Here is a 19,018-nt window from a genome sequence, read left to right on the forward strand (position 1 = left end):
CATAAAGATAAAAAGCTGTACCGTAGGGCATACGGGAACAGGATAAACATAGCTTGTGGACACTGTGTAAGACATTGCAGTACCGTAAAGTATTCGTCAATGCAGTAGTGGTAGAAACAAGAATCCCCCTGCTTTAGCTGTGGGGAGTGTCAAATTTGGACTCAGAGCATCCTGGGGAATCCTGAAACTGCTTTGCACAGTTGTTTTCTTACCGGTCATCTTAATCGGAATGGTGCTCGGCGGACTGATCCACATCGCATTTCCATTATTACTGATCGGCGGCGTGATTGCACTTGCAGCATCACATTCCGCAAGATAAGGAGGACAAACATATGACATATGATATCCAGAAAGAAAAAAGAGAAGCCATTGACGCAGGAAGAAAAGCAATTTCGAGCCTGGAGACAGCAAGAGATAATCTGAACAGCGCAAAAAACTGGGGCCTGGTCGATATGTTCGGCGGCGGATTTTTCACCACCATGATCAAACATTCCAAAATCGACCAGGCAAAAGAAAATATGGAGCAGGCCAAATACGATCTGCGGAATTTCAGCAGAGAACTGCGGGATGTGAATATGGCCTGCGACTTAAATTTTGACATCGGAGATTTTCTCACTTTTGCAGATTATTTCTTCGACGGCTTCTTCGTAGACTGGATGGTCCAGGACCGAATCAGCACCGCAAAACGCCAGGTCGAAGAGGCGATCCGGAGAATTGAAAATATCGTAGATCAGTTACAGCGGATGTAAAAATGAGGCAGTGAACGAAGAAAAAGTTCACTGCCTTTTTTGTGCCTATTTCTGCTTTTCTTTCTCTTCACGCAGCATTTCCATATTCAGCCCCTGCTCCCCGGCGGTTTTCTCTACCCAGAGGTTTAAGGAATCAATAGCCAGAGAAATTTCGTCCAGTTTGTTGCTGATAAAGGCAAAATCCTTGATTTCGTCATCACTGATTTTCCCGTCGCGTGCGATCTGGATCAGGCGTGAGGTGAGCGGATTGATTTCGTTCAGGCTGGCGATGGTTTCGAGAATGATGTCGGGGAGATCCGATACATCCACTTCCGGAACGTAACGCTGGCCGATTTCACATTTGTGTGAGCAGTAATAGTTGCAGAGATCCGGGCGGTGATAGGCGTCCGCCATCTGGATAATATCGTAAGGTGCAGGCTCCTGCATTTCGTATTCAAACTTTTCGATTTTAGAATCAGAAACAGCTGTCATTTTTTCGCTGGCTTCCGCTCTGGTCAGACCGGCTTCTTCGCGGCAGATCTGGTAAATTGTCTTATTTTCCCTGGTGGATTGTTTTCCCATGAGAAGATCCTCCCTCGTACCTTTCAAAATATATGCATGATAAAGCTTATTATACTTGATTTGGCGAGGGCTAACAAGAAGGATCATGAAAGAGAGAATTTTGAAATCTGGTAAAAATAGCTAAAAACAAAATTGTAAAATTGTGTTTTTTGTCAATGGAATTTTATATCACATAGATATATAATTCACTTACAACTTAGATATAAACATAAGTCAAAGACGAAAGTAGAACGAAAAGAAAAACAAGGAGGAATCAACATGAAATTAACAAGAGATGGAATCAAAGACCGTGCAGCATGGGAGCAGGCAGGAATTGCGCTTCCGGGATATGATGTGGAGGCAGTGTCCGAAAAGGCAAAGGAAGAGCCGGGCTGGGTGCATTTTGGAATCGGCAATATTTTCCGTGTTTTTATCGGCGGAATCGCAGACGGACTGCTGGAAGAAGGAGTTCTGGACCGCGGTATTACCTGCGTGGAGACATTTGATTATGATGTGGTAGACAAAATCTACAAACCATACGACAATCTGGGACTGAATGTCATTCTGCACGGCGATGGAACCCGTGAGTACAAGGTACTTGGCGCACTCGCAGAGGCAGTAAAGGCACAGTCCTCCGATCCGGCACAGTGGAATCGTCTGAAAGAAATCTTTGCAAGCAAGTCTCTGCAGATGGTTTCGTTCACCATCACTGAAAAAGGCTATGCACTGCAGAAAGCAGACGGAACCTGGTTCCCGTTCGTTGAGGCAGATATCAAGAACGGACCGGACAAAGCGACCGGCGCAATGGCAGTTCTCGTTGCAATGCTGCTGACTCGTTATAAAGCAGGAAAATATCCGATTGCACTCGTTTCTATGGACAACTGTTCCCAGAATGGTGCAAAACTGCGCGAATCCGTCCTGACTATGGCAGAAGAGTGGAAGAAAGCCGGTTTTGTGGATGATGACTTTATGACATATGTGAGCGATGAGAAAACCGTTGCATTCCCATGGACCATGATTGATAAGATCACCCCTCGTCCAAGCGAGCAGATCGCCGATGATCTGGAGGCTCTTGGTGTAGAGGATATGCAGCCGGTCATCACCGGAAAGAAAACATACATTGCACCGTTTGTCAATGCAGAGAAACCGCAGTACCTTGTCATTGAGGACAGCTTCCCGAACGGAAGACCGGCACTGGAAAAAGGATTTGGCGTTTATATGGCAGACCGCAATACGGTCAATCTGTCCGAGAGAATGAAAGTAACCGTATGCCTGAACCCGGTGCACTCCGCAACCGGACCGCTCGGTGTCGTACTTGGCTATGACCTGTTTGCCCATATGCTGAATACTAACGAAGATATGATGAAAATGGCACGTATGGTTGCTTACGACGAGGGACTTCCTGTTGTGGCAGATCCTGGCATCCTCTCCCCGCAGGCATTCGTTGACGAGCTGTTCAACGACCGTTTCCCGAATGAGTATTTGGGCGACACCAACCTCCGCCTTGCCGTCGATGTTTCCCAGATGGTCGGCATCCGCTTTGGTGAAACCATCAAAGCATACGTGAAGAAATTCGGCGATGCCTCCCGCCTGACCGCTATTCCGCTCGGCATTGCAGGATGGCTGCGCTACATGCTCGGTGTGGATGATAACGGAGAAAAATTTGAACTTGCCCCGGACCCGATGAATGAGGAACTTCAGGAGCAGTTTAAAGATATCGTAGTCGGAAAACCGGAAACTTTCACCGATCAGCTCCGTCCGATTCTTTCTAACGAGCGCCTGTTCTTTACTGATCTTTACAAAGACGGCGTAGGAGAGAAGATCGAGGGTATGTTCCGTGAAATGATCGCAGGACCGGGAGCCGTGAAAGCGACGATTCATAAATACGTACAGAAATAAAAGAAAAAATACTCGTCCGCTGTTGGAAAATCAGCAGTGGACGGGGCAGGAGGTAAGAGTAAAATGACGGAAGTGGTATTTGCGGCAGAGCCAGCAAGACTTCTTATTGCTGCGGCAGCGGGAATTGTGTTACTGCTGCTGTTGATTATCAAATTCAAAATTCACCCGGTATTATCCCTGTTGATTTCTGCGTTGGTGATCGGGCTCGGTGCCGGAATGCCGGTTCCGACGCTGGTCAGCACCGTGGAAAAGGGAGCGGGCGAGACACTGCAGGGGATTGTCCTGCTGATCGGACTTGGTTCGCTGTTCGGCGGAATCCTTGAGGTGTCCGGTGGTGCGCAGTGTGTTGCGCAGACACTGATCAATAAGTTCGGTGAAAAAAAAGCAGGAATTGCACTTGGCATCACCGGACTGGTTGTCGGAACAACCGTATTCTTTGAAGCGGGTGTTGTCATTCTGATCCCATTGGCGTTCGGTCTGGCAAAGAAGACGAAAAAATCTACATTATATTATGTAATTCCGCTGCTGGCCGGACTGGCGACCGGATTTGCGTTTATCCCACCGTCTGCCGGTTCTGTGCTGGTTGCCAATATGCTCCATGTTGACCTTGGCGTTATGATCGCAGTCGGTGTGCCGGTTGGAATTTTATCCTTGCTGTTCGCCGGAATTCTGTGGTCGAAATTTATCGGCAGCCGGATTGACACGGGACTTCCTTTGAGTATTCAGGAAGTGCGCGAGGCAGAGGAGGCAAAGCTCCCGAAATTTTCAACGGTACTTTGTATTATTCTGGTTCCGCTGGTACTGATCCTCTGCAATACGATTTCCGAATATATTCCGGGAATCGATGTGGTTCGTCCGGCACTGGAATTTCTTGGAACTCCGTTTGTTGCGCTGATTATCGCGGTTTTGTGTGCGATGTATTTTCTGGGAAAGAAACAGGGGTATGATGGAGAGCAGCTGAAGAAAATTCTGGACCGCGCCTTACGTCCGACAGGGCAGATTCTGCTGGTTATCACCGGAGGCGGAATTATCCGCTGGGTACTGCAGGACTGCGGAATGGGTGAGATTATCGGACCGGCGCTGGAAAAGAGCGGACTGCCTCTGGTGCTCGTTGCATTTCTGATTGCGGCGCTGATCCGTGCGTCCGTTGGAGCGGCGGTGGTTGCCATGACGATGGCAGCCGGAATTATGGCAGCTATGCCGGGTGTCGCACAGCTGTCCCCGGTTTATCTTGCGGCGATGGTCTGTGCCATCAACGGTGGTGCGACTGCGTTCAGCCATGTAAATGATTCCGGTTTCTGGCTGGTCAGCTCGCTGGTCGAAATGGATGAGAAAACGACATTAAAATCGTGGACGATCATGGAAACCATCGTTGGCCTGACCGGTCTGGTCTGTGCCGTTGTGATTAGCCTGTTTGCGTAGGAGAGAGAAAAATGATTGCAAAAGTAGTATTAGGTACGATGCAGAATGCAAGAAAGCTGGTCAGCATCGCGGAGAGAATTCCGTATGATGCGGAGCTTTGCTGCGGACGGTATATGGTCGATGCGAAATCTATGCTTGGCGTGCTGAGTCTGCCGGAATTTGAAACAGGAGAACTGCACGTTCATACGGACAATGAGACGGAATGTGATAAAATTCTGGAGCGTCTTCTGGAAGCCTCTCTTTTGATGGACACCAATGATTCCGTTTGCCGTTCCATTTATGATATTACTGCATTCGGGGAAATCCTGATCGATTTTACACCGCAGGGAGAAAATGCGGACGGTCAGACGCTGTATGCGAGAAATCCCGGAGGAGCTCCGGCAAATGTAACCGTTGCAGCGGCAAAACTTGGTGCGCGCACGGCATTTCTTGGCAAAGCAGGAAAAGATATGCATGGAGAATTTCTGCGTGATGTGTTGAAAAAAGAGCAGGTAGAAACAAAAGGAATGCTCCTGGATGAGAATTATTTTACAACACTTGCATTTGTGGCGGTCAGTGAGGATGGCGAGCGGTCGTTTTCTTTTGCACGGAAGCCCGGAGCAGACACTCAGATCCGGAAAGAGGAACTGGATATCGACGTGCTGGATCAGACCGGTATTTTCCATGTGGGTTCTCTGTCCCTGACAGACCAGCCGGCGCGCGATACGACATTTTATGCGGTGAAAAGAGCAAAAAACAAGGGAAGCATTATTTCCTATGATCCGAATTACCGCGCTTCTCTGTGGCCGGATGAAGATACCGCAAAAGAGCAGATGAGAAGCTTGATTCCGTATGTGGATCTGATGAAAATTTCAGATGAAGAGACAGCACTTCTGACCGGGGAGCAAAATGTTGCAAAAGCAGCGGAAATATTATATCATCAGGGTGTAAAAATAGTTGTAGTGACACTTGGCGGAAATGGAGCATATCTTTACAGCAAAGACGGTGGATGCACCGTTTCGGGATTTCCGGTGGAAAAGGTGGCAGACACCAACGGTGCGGGTGATTCTTTCTGGGGCGGATTTTTATATCAGATCAGTCAGTCGGGAAAACGTCCGGAGGAGCTGACGCAGGAAGAACTGGCAGTATTTGCCCGTTTTGGAAACGCCGTTGCAAGCCTTTGTGTAGAGAAAAAAGGTGCTATTCCGGCCATGCCAAATCTGGCGCAGGTGGAAAAAAGACTGGGGGATAAGAAATGGAATTAAGAGAGCAGTTAAATGGAATCCAGCATGTTGGTATTCCAACCAACGATATTGAGATGACGATTGCGTTTTATGAAAAACTTGGATTTGAAATGGCATTCCGTACCGTAAATGAGGCGGCGGATGAGAAAGTGGCATTTTTAAAGCTTGGAACACTTGTGATCGAAACGTACGAAAACAAAGCTGCAGCGCTGAGATCCGGCGCAATCGACCATGTGGCGATTGACGTAAAGGATATCGAAAAGGTTCACGAAATGATTACCGGGGCCGGTCTGAATACGACGCAGGATGAAGTACATTTCCTTCCGTTCTGGGAAAATGGTGTCCGCTTCTTCACAATCGAAGGACCGAATAAAGAAAAAGTAGAATTCAGCCAGTACTTGTAACGATTCCAAGCCATGCGAAATGGAAGACAGTATTAACAGGAAAGTCTCTGCCGGGGAGCAAATTTTTTGCCCGGCAGAGGTTTTTTGCGTTACGTTCCGGTTTTGCTGTAACCGGGCAGACTTTCACTGAGGCACAATGTCCCCCATCCCACCCGCCGGTTCGGGTATTCGCTCTCGGATGCGATGGGTTTTGCGCCTGCGATGAGATAAGCTTTCAGTTTTTCGCCATATAAAAACGGATCATTTCCGCGCAGAATGCCCCATTCCATCATAAGAGCGGCGCTTCCCGATACAAAGGGCGTGGCAAACGAGGTGCCGGTGAAGGAAGCATAGCCGCCGCCGGAACGGGGAGCGGGGATGGTGACTCCCGGGGCGGCGAGATCGGGTTTGACTTCGTGGAGAATACGGGTGTAGCCGCGGCCGGAGAAGCTGGCATAGGAGGAAAGGCGGGGATCGTAGGCACCGACCGTGATGGAGGAGCGGGCGGTGGAAGGGATGGTGAGCGTGGTGTCGGTAGTGGGAGAGAAGAAGCGGGTCTGTGAACCGATGGCATTTCCGCCGGGAAGCCAGAGGTCAAAGGAACCGGAAATGAGGCGGCCGGGGATGAGGCGCAAGGTCCAGATACCGTTCTCAACGGACAGATGGTTTCCTGCGCCCTGAAAGGACAGGTAAATTTCCTGCGCCTGGCTGTAGGGGGATGGCATGCCATAAAAGAGGAGAAGTTCTGTCGAACCAAGCGTCAGACGCGCCGTGCCGAGGACGGGAGAAAGCGTGCCGGAGCGGATGCCGCCGGGGGAAATCAGTTCGATCGAAATTTCATCTCCATAAACCTTCCAGATCTGGAGACTGAACGAGGATTCATAAGCGCCGACCTGAAATTCGACGGAGACAGACTGGTCAGCCGTTGCCGAAACCGCAGGAGGATTGGAAAGTGCGGACGTCACGCGGACGGTTTGCGTTTGGCCGGCCGACTTTCGATCCGACTTCAGGTTCCCGGCATAATGGCGTCCGGTATCCCCTTCATTTCCGGCCCCGATACAGATCACATGTTGCCCTAAATTTGACACTGCATTGAGATACGTTTCAAGCAGCGATTCCCCGCTGTGTGAACCGTAATTATTGCCGAAGCTCAAATTAATTACAAGCGGCCGTTCCACCAGCAGCGCATACCGCACACAGAAATCCACTGCCTGCAGCAATTGCGATGTCCGCGGCAGATCCGCCGGATCAGGATTTCCAAGCTTTACGACAACGAGCGTCGCCTCCGGTGCCACACCCCGCATGGCTCCATCCGCAGAGGATCGCCCGTTTCCGGCGGCAATTCCGAGAACCGCCGTCCCATGCCCCGTCACATCGCGGGACGGTACGAGGGCAAACCGCTCCGTGGGCGAAGAAGCCGCAAGAGCCTCATTGATCTGCCGCCGTGTATACACCGATCCGAGTGCATACCCCATCGGAGGATTTCCCGGAATCGTCTGATCCCATAAAAGTGCAATCCGGCTTGTCCCGTCTGATGCACAGAAATCCGGATGCGCATAGTCCACGCCCGAGTCAATGCACGCGAGCAGCACCCCGTCCCCATACAGCCCGGAAATCCCCTCCTGTACTGGTGAAATACAGGATACGCTCCGGGCAAACGCATCCGCGAAAAACAAAGGCTTCGGCTTTTCCAGATACGTAATCTGCGGCAGTTCCGTTACGTAATCCATCAGAGACTCCGGTACCAGAAGAATGGCATACGAAAACAGCAGCAGCGTCACACGCACCCCCTGCCCCTCCAGAAAGGCCAGATCCCCCTGATACTGTACAATTATTTCCCAGGTTTTGCCGGAAGCGTTATAACCTGCCGAAAGCTCCGGCGCACGCCGCCGTTCAACTTCCGTCGCGGCAAGCGCAAGGTTCAACAGGTTTTCCCTTTTTTGGTCAATCATTACAAAAACTCCGTCCAAAATGTTGTTAAAATCTATTCCGCTTTTCCGGGAAATATGATATAATCGCCATCGTACAATAGGGGTACAGATCTGCTTTTTGGAGTGCATCGAAAAATGGTTTCACGATGCCGCATGGCGGGTCTTTACTATTTTACGCGAAATGCTTTTGCATTGAAGGGAGAGAACATGAAAATTATCATTGTGGGCTGCGGAAAAGTCGGAACCGCACTGACCGCCCAGTTGAGCCGTGAGGACAACAATGTGACGGTCATCGACACAGACAGTATTGTCGTCCGCAACGTCTCCAACACCTACGACGTTATGGGAATTGTAGGAAACGGAGCAAGCTATCAGGTGCTTCAGGAGGCGGATATTGAGCACGCGGATCTGATGATTGCCGTAACCAAAAGTGATGAAATGAACCTGCTTTGCTGTGTCATCGCCAAACAGGCGGCAGACTGCCACACCATCGCAAGAGTCCGAAACCCGATGTATCGGGAAGAAAGAGAGTTTATCCGCAAAAAGCTGGGTCTGTCCATGATCATCAACCCGGAGCACGCGGCCGCCATGGAAATGGCAAGACTGCTGCGGTTTCCGTCTGCGATCGAGATCGACAGTTTTTCCCGCGGAAGAATCGAAATGCTGCGCTTCAAAGTGCCGGAAACATCAAAAATTGTCCATATGTCGCTGCGCGAGCTGGCCGGAGCACTCCAGTACAGCCTTCTGGTCTGTGCCGTTGAACGGAATGGCGAGGTTTATATACCGGACGGAAATTTTGTGATTCAGGCGAAAGACAGCCTTTCTATCATTACCACACCGCAGAACGCAGAGAGCCTGTTCAAGAAAATCGGCGTTCATACAAACAAAGTACATAACACGATGATCGTCGGCGGCGGTGAAATTACGTATTACCTTGCAAAATCACTGGCAGATATGAACGTCGATGTTAAAATTATCGAGAAAAACAAGGACCGCTGTGAGGTTTTAAGCGAGGTACTGCCGGATGCAACCGTTATTTACGGCGACGGAAGTGATCAGGAGCTCTTAAAAGAGGAGCGTATCCAGGATATGGACTCGTTTGTAGCCTGCACCGATATGGATGAAGAAAACATCATTCTGTCGCTGTATGCGAAAGAGAAGGTATCCTCAAAGGTTGTAACGAAAATCAACCATCTGGAATTTAATGATGTCATCCACAGCCTGAACCTGGACAGCCTGATCTACCCGAAACATATCACCGCAGAGTACATTCTGCAGTATGTCCGGGCAATGAAAAACTCCATCGGAAGCAACGTTGAGACGCTGTACAAGCTGATGGAAGACCGCGTAGAGGCTCTTGAGTTTATCGTGAACCAGAACTGCCGTATGATCGGCATCCGTCTGCAGGATATGAAAACACGGCCGAACCTTCTGGTAGCAGCGATTAACAGACAGGGAAAGGTCATCATTCCGGGTGGACAGGATTCCTTTGAGGCAGGAGACTCCGTTATCATTGTAACAACGGAAACCGGTCTTCAGGACATCCATGAGATTCTGGCAGAGTAACGGGGGAAGCGGATTATGAACTATAAAATGATTCGTTTTGTCATCAGCTGGGTGCTGAAAGTGGAAGGCATGCTGATGCTGCTTCCGGCGCTGATCGGGGCCATGTACCAGGAAAAGGCAGGCTTTGCGTATCTTATCTGGGGATTGCTCTGCATTGCGGCCGGTCTGATCCTCTGCTTCAGAAAACCGTCCAATATGGAAATCTATTCCCGCGACGGGTTTGTCTGCGTTTCGTTAAGCTGGGTTGTCCTTGGTGTTTTCGGTGCGGTTCCGTTTGTGATTACGGGGGAAATTCCGTTTTATATCGATGCCCTGTTTGAGATTGTTTCCGGTTTTACAACGACAGGAGCCAGCATTTTGAGCGATGTGGAAGCACTTTCGCACGCCAGCCTGTTCTGGAGAAGCTTTTCCCACTGGATTGGCGGTATGGGTGTTCTTGTTTTCATCCTTGCGCTGCTTCCGATGAAGGGCGGTTCTGTCATGAACCTGATGAAGGCAGAGAGCCCGGGACCGACCGTTTCCAAATTTGTTCCGCGCGTACGGGGAACAGCAAAAATTCTGTATCAGATTTATCTTGGCATGACGCTTTTTACCATTGCTGCCCTGCTGCTTTCCGGCATGAAGGCATTTGATTCTGTCACACTCGCCATGGGTGCTGCCGGAACCGGAGGCTTTGCCGTATTAAACAGCGGCTGTGCGGTGTACACACCACTGCAGCAGTGGATTCTGACAATCGCCATGATTGCGTTCGGTGTGAACTTTAACTTTTATTATCTGATGCTGTGCAAAAAAGGAAAAGCCGCCATTTCATCCCAGGAGGTAAGAGCGTATTTTCTGATTATCCTTCTGGCAGGAGGCGTGATTTCCTGGAATACCTACCCGATGTACCATTCCGTCGGTGAGGCGGTACGAACTGCCTTTTTCCAGGTCGGATCGATTATCACGACAACGGGTTATTCCACAACGGACTTTAATCTCTGGCCGGAGCTGTCAAAATGTATTCTGGTGATGCTGATGTTCATCGGAGCCTGCGCCGGTTCAACGGGAGGCGGAATCAAGGTTTCGCGAATCCTGATCCTCTTAAAAACCGTGAAAAAAGAGCTTGGTTCGATTGTACATCCGCGCAGTATCAAGCGCATCCGTTTTGACGATCACCCGGTAGAACATGAGGTTCTGCGGGCGATCAACGTATTTTTGATTGTCTATCTGGTGATCTACAGCTTTTCCATGCTGATCATCAGTATTGACGGATTTTCCTTCGAGACAAACTTCACGGCAGTTGCCGCAACGCTGAACAACATCGGTCCTGGTCTTGACCAGGTAGGACCGACCAGCAATTTCTTCGGATACAGTCCGGTTTCCAAGCTGATTCTGATTTTCGATATGCTGGCAGGCCGTCTGGAACTGTTCCCGATGCTGATCCTTTTCTATCCGTCTACCTGGAAGAAGAGAGGATAAAGCAGTCCACCGGGAAGAAAAGGGACTTCGCATCGGCGGGGAACTGCCGGGTGCGGAAGGGAAAGAAAAAATGATTACGATTCACGGGGGTTTCCCAAAAAAACAGAAAGACGGAATAAAGGCAGGGTGCATTTCCTGACCACAGGCAGAAAGGAAGGAACTTATGAGTAACTGGGAAAAGAATGTAAGAAAAGTTGTGCCGTATGTACCGGGCGAGCAGCCGCATGAGGCTGACATGATCAAGCTGAATACGAATGAGAATCCGTATCCGCCGTCACCAAAGGCCGCAGAGGCGATCAGACGGATAGCAGAAGAGGATACCCTCCGTCTCTATCCGGATCCGACCGCGGCAGAACTGGTGCAGGCGGTCGCGGATGTCTACCACGTAAGCCCGAAACAGATTTTTGTCGGCGTCGGTTCGGATGACGTTCTGGCGATGGCGTTTATGACGTATTTTAACTCTGACAAACCGATTCTTTTCCCGGACATTACATATTCCTTCTACGATGTCTGGGCGGAGGAATTCCGCATTCCGTACGAGCAGGTCCCGCTCGATGAGAATTTCTGCATTGTGCCGGAGCAGTATTTTGCAGAGAACCATCCAAATGGCGGAATTGTGTTCCCGAACCCGAATGCACCGACGGGTGTGGAGCTTTCGCTTTCTGCGATCGAATCGATTCTGCAGCATAACCCGGATGTGGTTGTGATTGTGGATGAGGCATATGTGGATTTCGGAGCAGCCACTGCGCAGCCGCTGCTGGAAAAATATGAAAACCTGCTGGTTGTGCAGACAACATCAAAATCCCGTTCGCTTGCCGGCATGCGCATCGGTTATGCAATCGGAAATGAGAAGATGATTTCGTATCTGAACGATGTGAAATATTCCTTCAATTCGTATACCATGAATCAGACCACGATCGCAGCCGGGGCCGCAGCAATCCGCGATGTGGAATACTTCCGTGAGACGGTGAAAAAAGTGGTGGAAACGAGAGAGTGGTCGAAGGAGGAGCTGAAAAAGCTGGGATTTTCTTTCGAAGATTCAAAATCGAATTTTATTTTCGCAACGCACGAAAGTGTACCGGCCAGGAAGATTTTTCAGGCACTCCGGGAACGCCATATCTATGTGCGTTACTTTGAGAAACCCCGCATTGACAATTATCTGCGTATTACGATTGGCACGCGGGAAGAAATGCAGACGCTGTTTGATTTCTTGAAAGATTACTTAACCGAATCAAGCAGATAGCGAAGCGGATTGCGAATATCCGATTGCCAAGAGGGATGAAGCAGCTGAAAATATAAAACAGAAGAAGAGTATCTGCAAAGGAGCAGAAGAAAATTTTAAAGGGGGACTGCCGTCGGACTCAGCCATGAGATCCGGCGGCAGTTTTAGAAGGTATTTGGGTATGAACAAAGAGAAGAAAGAAGTAGTAAAGGTAAATCAGATTACGGAAGGTGTTATCTGGCAGCAGATTCTGATCTTTTTCCTGCCGATTCTGTTCGGAACGTTTTTCCAACAGCTTTACAACACGGCGGATGCCATGATTGTCGGACACTTTCTTGGAAAACAGGCACTTGCGGCGGTCGGCGGAACGACAGGTACGCTGATCAATCTGCTGGTCGGATTTTTCGTCGGCCTTTCGAGTGGTGCGACAGTTGTTATTTCACAGCATTACGGAGCCAATAAAGAGGACAAGGTTCAGTGGGCAGTACATACGTCCATTGCTTTTTCCATTCTCGGAGGTATTGTGCTGACAGTAGTCGGTATTGGATGCTCGAGGTGGATGCTCGATCTGATGAACACGCCGGATGACGTTGTAAACTATGCGTTGATTTATATGCGTGTTTATTTCCTTGGAACCATCGGAAACCTGATTTACAACATGGGTTCCGGTATCCTGCGTGCGGTCGGCGACTCGAAACGTCCGCTGCTGTATCTGATCATCTGCTGTATGACCAATATCGCGCTTGACTTTTTATTTGTTGTCGGTTTGCAGATGGGTGTTATGGGCGCGGCGCTTGCGACCATTCTGTCTCAGATCATCAGTGCGGTTCTTGTTATGGGCTCTCTGATGCGGACCAGAGATATTTACCGGCTTCATCTGCGGAAAATCAGCATTGACTGGATTATGCTGAAACGAATTGTCCGCATTGGTTTTCCGGCAGGCGTACAGTCGATTCTGTACTCGGTATCGAATGTAATCATTCAGTCTGCCGTCAATTCGCTTGGAACCAACAATGTGGCTGCGTGGGCGGCTTACGGTAAGGTGGACGGTCTTTTCTGGATGATGATCAATGCGCTCGGTATTGCGGCTACGACGTTTGTCGGCCAGAACTACGGTGCGAAAAAGATGGATCGTGTACACCGCGGTGTGCGCACCAGTATGATCATGGCATTTCTGATGACGGGTCTGATGGTCATGTTTATGTGGTTTATCGGTGATATCCTGATTTCTCTGTTTACCACAGATACGGCGGTGCGTGAAATCTGTCACGGACTGATCCATTTCCTGGTGCCGACCTTCTTCACCTATATTTCCATCGAAATCCTTTCCGGCGCACTCCGCGGTGTCGGAGATGCATGGATTCCGATGTTTATCACCGGAATAGGAATCTGCGGAGTACGTATCGTGTGGATGACGGCGGTTCTGCCGCATTTCCACTCCTTAAAAGGAGCAGCCTTCTGCTATCCGCTGTCGTGGGTAATCACAACGATTGCATACTTTATTTATTACCTGTTCTTCAGTCAGCTGAGTAAGCGGAAAGAATTGAAAAGTATCTAACAGAATGTTCAAACTGTATTAACAAAACTGTGTTATACTATAACGATACTAGGGTCAAAAGGTCAAAAAATGAGTAAGTAGCCATTTTTCAAAGAAAAATGAGCGGATTACAAAGGAAAGACAGGTGGAACGTAAGATGGTAAGTGAAAAAGTAACGATTGTCAATCCGTCAGGACTGCATCTTTTAAACGCGGTAAATTTGTCAAACAGTGTAAGCCGGTACAAATCTTCCATGTCGTTTACCTATGAAAACAACGGGATGCAGGGAACAGTGAATTTGAAGAGTATTTTGAGTATCGTCGCCGCAGGAATCAGGCAGGGAGACATCATTGAGATCTGCAGCAGCGGAGAGGATGAAGAGGAAGCACTTCAGGCGGCTGTTGCCGCAATTAAAAGCGGGCTCGGAGAGACGCCGGAGTGAGAAGATAGGAATATAGAATAGAAATAAAGAAAAGGATCTCGCTTTTTGAAAAACGGAATGGGAAACCGGACCGTGTTTCAAAAAGCGAGGTTTTTTCAAATACGCTTTCGGGAAAGCTGCGGTGGTCGGTTTCGCAGACACATCGTCAGAAAAGTTTCCTAAACAGGAGGTATAAGGCCGGAAAAAATGTTCACACTCTGAATAAAGCAAAAAATGCAGAGAAAAGGAGTGCAGAACAAAATGGCAAAGCAGAAGAAAATTGATCTGGGACATATGACGGAGGAAGAAAAGATGAAATACGAAATCGCAGACGAGCTGGGGCTTTTAGACCGCGTGCTGAACGATGGCTGGCGGTCGCTCACTGCAAAAGAGACGGGGCGGATCGGCGGCCTTGTGACACGGCGGAAGCGGCAGATGGCGGCGGAAGAGCAGAAAGAAGCAGGAGAAAGATAACCGGTTCCTTTTTAATCCGTGTCTATTGGAATATCAGAACAAAAGGTTTATACTGAATGCATGGGGCCGCAAAAGGTCAATAAAAATTCTAAAGACAGGAGAAAAATGGAGAAATGGCAAAACTTGTATGTAACTTTATTTCTTATGCGTTAAAAAGAACCGTGGATATCACGGTCATTCTTCCAAGCGTGACGATTCCGGAGGCGATGCAGCTTCCGATGCCGGGAAATGAGAACCCGGTGCCGCCGACACATGAGGTGAAGGAAAAATATCCGGTGCTGTATTTACTGCACGGCATGGGCAACAACCATGCACAGTGGACCGGCTATACGAATGTGGAGCTGTTTGCAGAAGAGAGAAACATGGCAGTTGTGATGATTTCGGGGGAAAATAAATTCTATCATGATTCTCTGGACGGCGAACCGTTTTTCGATTTCGTAGCAAAAGAAGTTCCGGAATTTGTAACCAATTACTTCCCAATTTCCGCAGAGCCGGAACACAGCTACATCGCAGGCTTATCAATGGGCGGATACGGCGCACTGCTGCACGGCCTTTCCAATCCGGAACGGTTCGCAGCGATCGGCGCATTCTCCGGTGCTGTCATGCCGGTAGGCGATCCGGAAAAAGTGGAAGGCCTGATCGACGGCCCGCTGGATGTGAAATGGCTGGTAAAAAAAGCCATTGTAGAAGGAAAGAAAATCCCGCCGCTGTATGTGACTTGCGGAGAAAACGATATGCTGTATGAGATCAATACAGAGTTCAAGAATTATCTGGAAGAAAACGGAGTGGACGTCACCTGGGTATCCGTACCGGGTTACACCCATGAGTGGAGATTCTGGAATCTGGCAGTCGAAGAATTTCTGAAATGGATTCCGAGAACCGACGGCTATGCCGCTGGTGGAAAGCGGCAGATCTGATAAGACGGATGAAAACAGAAAATGGTGTGGAGACAACCCCTTTCGAGGCGTTTCCACACCATTTTTTTTGCTGTCAGTCAGATCAGTAAAATTATGCCTTTTTCTGTGCAGCCATCCACTCCAGAATCGGAGTCTCTTTTCCGTCTGTCATAACCGGTTTGCCGTCATAATCGAGGACACACTCATCGTTCAGCATCGGGATCCAGGACCAGTGGCCGATGTATTCGAACGGGGTGCCATCTGCATTTTTCTGGGTTCCGGTGTGATCGAGTACCTTGTCCCAGTAGGTGAAGTGTGCATTCGGATTGACCTTTGCCAGACGTTCATAGGTTGGAACGACAAAATCATCCGGAACGACAACGGGGTCGGTTTTTGCGTGTGTAAACCAGATCGGCAGATCTTTGAGCTTCAGGATGTCTTCATCGGAGATAAATGCATCCGCCAGAGCCTCGCAGACCGGATATGCGGCAGCGTAGCGGGACGGGTTGAAAATGATCTGTTTCATGGTCATAAAGCCGCCGTTGGAGCAGCCGCCGATGTAGATGCGGGAACGGTCGATCTGCGGATGCGCATCCACGAAAGCGCCGATCAGAGCATCGAGAACTTCGGTATATTTGGAAGAACCGTCTTTGGTATATTCGCCGGTTCCGTCATCCATCCACATGGTTGGAGCCTGTGGAGCAAGCAGGTAGGTCTTGCCGCCGAAAATTTTCTGAACCTTTGGGGAAATCAGGTTTACAACTTTATTTCCGATTGCTGCAATCGGCGGCTCCTGTCCGCCCTCACCTGCGCCGTGCAGCCAGATGATCAGCGGGATTTTCTTATCCGCATCCATTTCCGGCTCGTAGTAAACGTAAGAGAGCGGAATCTGCGGATCCTCGTAGCGGTTTTCTTTGAGCCATTCACCGTAGATGACGCGGTTTCCGCCGTCTACGTCGAACGTCTGCGGAGAAATGGCACCATCGTCTGTTGCAATTTCAGAGGTCTGTGTCACATCGTAAGCGACTTTGACAAATACATTAAAATTACCATTGAATTTGATGATCGAGCCGATTCCTTCCATGATAAAACACGGCAGCTCCAGCGTCAGGCAGGTGCCGTCCTCACACGGTGCGCCGCTTTTGTCGGAAACGTAAACGTTCGAAACGCGGCGGGTTCCGTCCATCGAGTCATCCGGCTTGTCGCCCATAAAGTTTGGCCAGACAAAATCCTCACCTTCGGTAGAAGTACGGGTAACGTGTACCGTAAACTGCTCCGGGGATGGAGCCGCACCCTTCATGCTTTTGCCGTAATCAAGAATTACTTTCGAAATATGCGGGCCGAAATCAAAAACTTCGGTAATGGTATAATAAGTTCCGTTCATTTGTAAAAACCCTCCTTTGGTACGGAATGTACGCTCAGCGTCTTTCTGCACTTGCTTTTGCGGCTGACAAGAAATCATCTCACAAAATCAGGTACAGAAAAAGCTTGAGAGTACAGTTGTTTGCATGGGCAGAAAAGACGGTATTGGGAATGATAGAATTTTTTTCTGCCCGACAATACCAGTTTACTACAGGCATTTCAAAAGAAAAAGTACAAATCAGAGATAAATTTGCACGGAGATGCTTTTTCATTGCTGTTAGCTGGATACCAGTGAACTATAACGCTTTTTCTGTGGCTTTATTTCTGAAACGGAAAAAATCTGACCGAAACAGAAACCGCAGAAAAGTGTCAAAAAACCGCAGAATCGTTGTTTTCCGCGTTGAAGCGATATGGAATAATAAAATTATACAAGGTAAAAGGGAGGTTTTACGAGATGATTACAAGACTAGAGGAGATTCCGGTAACGAAAGAAAGCTATCCGTTTGCCAGTGCGGAGCGTTACCTGAAGCTGTCGGAGCGCGGTTATGTGGAGAAGGAATATTATATGTATGGAACGGCCAATGTCTATGAGACTGCCGACGAGCGCGGCGGCGTCCGTGTGCGCACTGCGGATGCGCCGTATACAAACCGCATCATCGTCCGTGCACCGCAGGACACTGCAAAATGCAGCGGAAACGTTGTAGTGGAGATCATCAACCCAACGAGTTTTATGGAGATTGACCGCATGTGGATTCTCGGCTGGAAGAAATTTGTACGGGACGGAGATATCTATGTGGGAATCACAAGCAAACCGAATACGATCGCCAAAATGGTAGAGTTTGATGAAAATCGGTATGGCCGTCTTTCCTGGGCCAACCCGACGCCGGATGTGCCGTTCTCGGAGCGCCTGCAGGCCACGGGCGGACTCGGAGATCTGAATCATGATTACGAAACGGGTCTTTTCTGGGACATGCTGACAGACCTGGCGTGGCTGCTGCGCGGTGATGAGGAGCAGAATCCGATTCGGGAATATAAGAGAGAATACGTCTATTTGACGGGCTGGTCACAGTCGGGTTCGTATCTGTTCCGCTATCTGAACAGCTTTGCGTATCGTCCGGAGGTGGCACGCGGTGCGTGTGTATTTGATGGCTACCTTTCCGGAGGAGGAGTCCATTCCCTTGGTATTCCGGTCAACCAGTATGAAACCATGGCTCCGTACCATTACAGTCTGACACGTGTGGAAAAGGCGCGCGAGCCGTTTATCGCTGTGCAGACGGAGAGTGAAAACGGAAGAATGGAAGCATGGCGCATTGCCCAGCAGGACAGCGATGATCCGGAGTTCCTGTTCCGCCAGTATGATGTGACGGGTGCAAGCCATGACACTTCCTATAGCTATGTGGACTACTATCAGAACGATCCGGATCTGGTGCGGATCAACCATCTGCCATTCTATATGGGAAAAAATGAGGAAGGAAACGACTATCCGTCCCAGATTCTTTTTGCGGCAGCATTTCGGAATCTCTTTACCTGGGTACGGACAGGCGCAGCTCCGGCGCATTGTGACCGGATTGCGGTTGACAGCGACGGAGAAAACAAAAAGGATGCTTTCGGAAATACAATCGGTGGACTGCGTACCTGCCTCCTTGACTATCCAACCGGAAGATACAGCAATACCAGCGATATTGAAAAAGGCCAGAATTTCCTGGATCCGGAATCGGAAAAGGAAGGATTGTTCGGTTATCAGCAGGCGTTTTCGAAAGAAATGATAAAAGAGCTGTACGGAACACTGGCACATTACCGGGAAATGGCAGAGAAAAACACAAAAGAGCAGGTAACGAAAGGCTTTGTCTGCCGCGAGGATGCGGCGGAGCTGGTTGAGATTGCCGTGGAGCTTGCAAAAAAACGCGGGCTGGAATAAAAAAAATAACAAACAGA

The 19,018-nt window shown here is 49.2% G+C and carries 17 protein-coding genes; 14 read left to right on the top strand and 3 right to left on the bottom strand.

Translation table 11 applies throughout. The features are described from left to right. Positions 1 to 139: 139 nt before the first annotated feature. Entirely contained in the window at positions 140 to 319 is a 180-nt protein-coding gene (locus ACY2VW_RS09250; RefSeq protein WP_461877866.1) for a hypothetical protein, read from the top strand. A gap of 13 nt (positions 320 to 332) precedes the next feature. After that, positions 333 to 749: a hypothetical protein gene (locus ACY2VW_RS09255; RefSeq protein ID WP_461877867.1), complete on the top strand. Its 417-nt coding sequence runs from the start codon at positions 333 to 335 to the stop codon at positions 747 to 749. A gap of 45 nt (positions 750 to 794) precedes the next feature. Here the strand turns inward: ACY2VW_RS09255 and ACY2VW_RS09260 are convergent, their stop codons facing one another. Further along, entirely contained in the window at positions 795 to 1,310 is a 516-nt protein-coding gene (locus tag ACY2VW_RS09260) for a helix-turn-helix domain-containing protein (protein ID WP_461877868.1), read from the bottom strand. A gap of 258 nt (positions 1,311 to 1,568) precedes the next feature. Here ACY2VW_RS09260 and ACY2VW_RS09265 point away from each other — a divergent pair, with 258 nt between their 5' ends. From ACY2VW_RS09265 to ACY2VW_RS09280, 4 genes are all read left to right on the top strand, one after another. Next, positions 1,569 to 3,188 (top strand): mannitol dehydrogenase family protein, encoded by a 1,620-nt coding sequence (locus tag ACY2VW_RS09265; protein ID WP_461877869.1) that lies wholly within the window; start codon positions 1,569 to 1,571, stop codon positions 3,186 to 3,188. A gap of 63 nt (positions 3,189 to 3,251) precedes the next feature. After that, entirely contained in the window at positions 3,252 to 4,610 is a 1,359-nt protein-coding gene (locus tag ACY2VW_RS09270) for a GntP family permease (protein ID WP_461877870.1), read from the top strand. 245 nt (positions 4,611 to 4,855) lie between these two features. After that, a complete protein-coding gene (locus ACY2VW_RS09275) occupies positions 4,856 to 5,854 on the top strand; it encodes a carbohydrate kinase family protein (RefSeq protein WP_461877883.1) in 999 nt (332 codons plus the stop codon). Then, entirely contained in the window at positions 5,845 to 6,237 is a 393-nt protein-coding gene (locus tag ACY2VW_RS09280; protein WP_461872863.1) for a VOC family protein, read from the top strand. The genes ACY2VW_RS09275 and ACY2VW_RS09280 overlap by 10 nt, the downstream gene beginning before the upstream one ends. 89 nt (positions 6,238 to 6,326) lie before the next feature. Here ACY2VW_RS09280 and ACY2VW_RS09285 read toward each other — a convergent pair whose 3' ends face one another. Beyond that, positions 6,327 to 8,168, bottom strand: a complete 1,842-nt coding sequence (locus ACY2VW_RS09285) for a S8 family peptidase (RefSeq protein WP_461877871.1) — start codon at positions 8,166 to 8,168, stop codon at positions 6,327 to 6,329. Between the two features lie 132 nt (positions 8,169 to 8,300). On the opposite strand from ACY2VW_RS09285, the gene trkA reads away from it, so the two are divergent. From trkA to ACY2VW_RS09320, 7 genes are all read left to right on the top strand, one after another. Then, positions 8,301 to 9,713, top strand: a complete 1,413-nt coding sequence (gene trkA, locus ACY2VW_RS09290) for a Trk system potassium transporter TrkA (protein ID WP_461877884.1) — start codon at positions 8,301 to 8,303, stop codon at positions 9,711 to 9,713. A 15-nt stretch (positions 9,714 to 9,728) separates the two neighbouring features. Next, a complete protein-coding gene (locus ACY2VW_RS09295) occupies positions 9,729 to 11,171 on the top strand; it encodes a TrkH family potassium uptake protein (protein WP_461877872.1) in 1,443 nt (480 codons plus the stop codon). 163 nt (positions 11,172 to 11,334) lie between these two features. Continuing rightward, positions 11,335 to 12,414 (top strand): histidinol-phosphate transaminase, encoded by a 1,080-nt coding sequence (hisC, locus tag ACY2VW_RS09300; protein ID WP_461877873.1) that lies wholly within the window; start codon positions 11,335 to 11,337, stop codon positions 12,412 to 12,414. A 160-nt stretch (positions 12,415 to 12,574) separates the two neighbouring features. Next, on the top strand, positions 12,575 to 13,951 hold the full coding sequence (locus ACY2VW_RS09305; protein ID WP_461877874.1) for an MATE family efflux transporter: 1,377 nt from the start codon (positions 12,575 to 12,577) through the stop codon (positions 13,949 to 13,951). Positions 13,952 to 14,087: 136 nt separating this feature from the next. Continuing rightward, the gene (locus ACY2VW_RS09310) at positions 14,088 to 14,372 is read left to right on the top strand and encodes an HPr family phosphocarrier protein (protein WP_461872858.1); all 285 of its coding nucleotides are present in this window, start codon (positions 14,088 to 14,090) and stop codon (positions 14,370 to 14,372) included. Positions 14,373 to 14,612: 240 nt separating this feature from the next. Then, positions 14,613 to 14,825 carry a small, acid-soluble spore protein, alpha/beta type gene (locus ACY2VW_RS09315; protein WP_349142876.1) on the top strand — a complete coding sequence of 71 codons (213 nt, stop codon included), beginning with the start codon at positions 14,613 to 14,615 and terminating at the stop codon, positions 14,823 to 14,825. A 113-nt stretch (positions 14,826 to 14,938) separates the two neighbouring features. After that, on the top strand, positions 14,939 to 15,742 hold the full coding sequence (locus tag ACY2VW_RS09320) for an alpha/beta hydrolase (protein WP_461877875.1): 804 nt from the start codon (positions 14,939 to 14,941) through the stop codon (positions 15,740 to 15,742). Positions 15,743 to 15,833: 91 nt separating this feature from the next. Here the strand turns inward: ACY2VW_RS09320 and ACY2VW_RS09325 are convergent, their stop codons facing one another. After that, positions 15,834 to 17,105, bottom strand: a complete 1,272-nt coding sequence (locus ACY2VW_RS09325) for a prolyl oligopeptidase family serine peptidase (protein ID WP_461877876.1) — start codon at positions 17,103 to 17,105, stop codon at positions 15,834 to 15,836. Between the two features lie 432 nt (positions 17,106 to 17,537). Here ACY2VW_RS09325 and ACY2VW_RS09330 point away from each other — a divergent pair, with 432 nt between their 5' ends. Next, positions 17,538 to 19,001: an alpha/beta hydrolase domain-containing protein gene (locus ACY2VW_RS09330; RefSeq protein WP_461877877.1), complete on the top strand. Its 1,464-nt coding sequence runs from the start codon at positions 17,538 to 17,540 to the stop codon at positions 18,999 to 19,001. Positions 19,002 to 19,018 lie beyond the last annotated feature (17 nt).

The organism is Fusicatenibacter sp. (assembly GCF_977045365.1).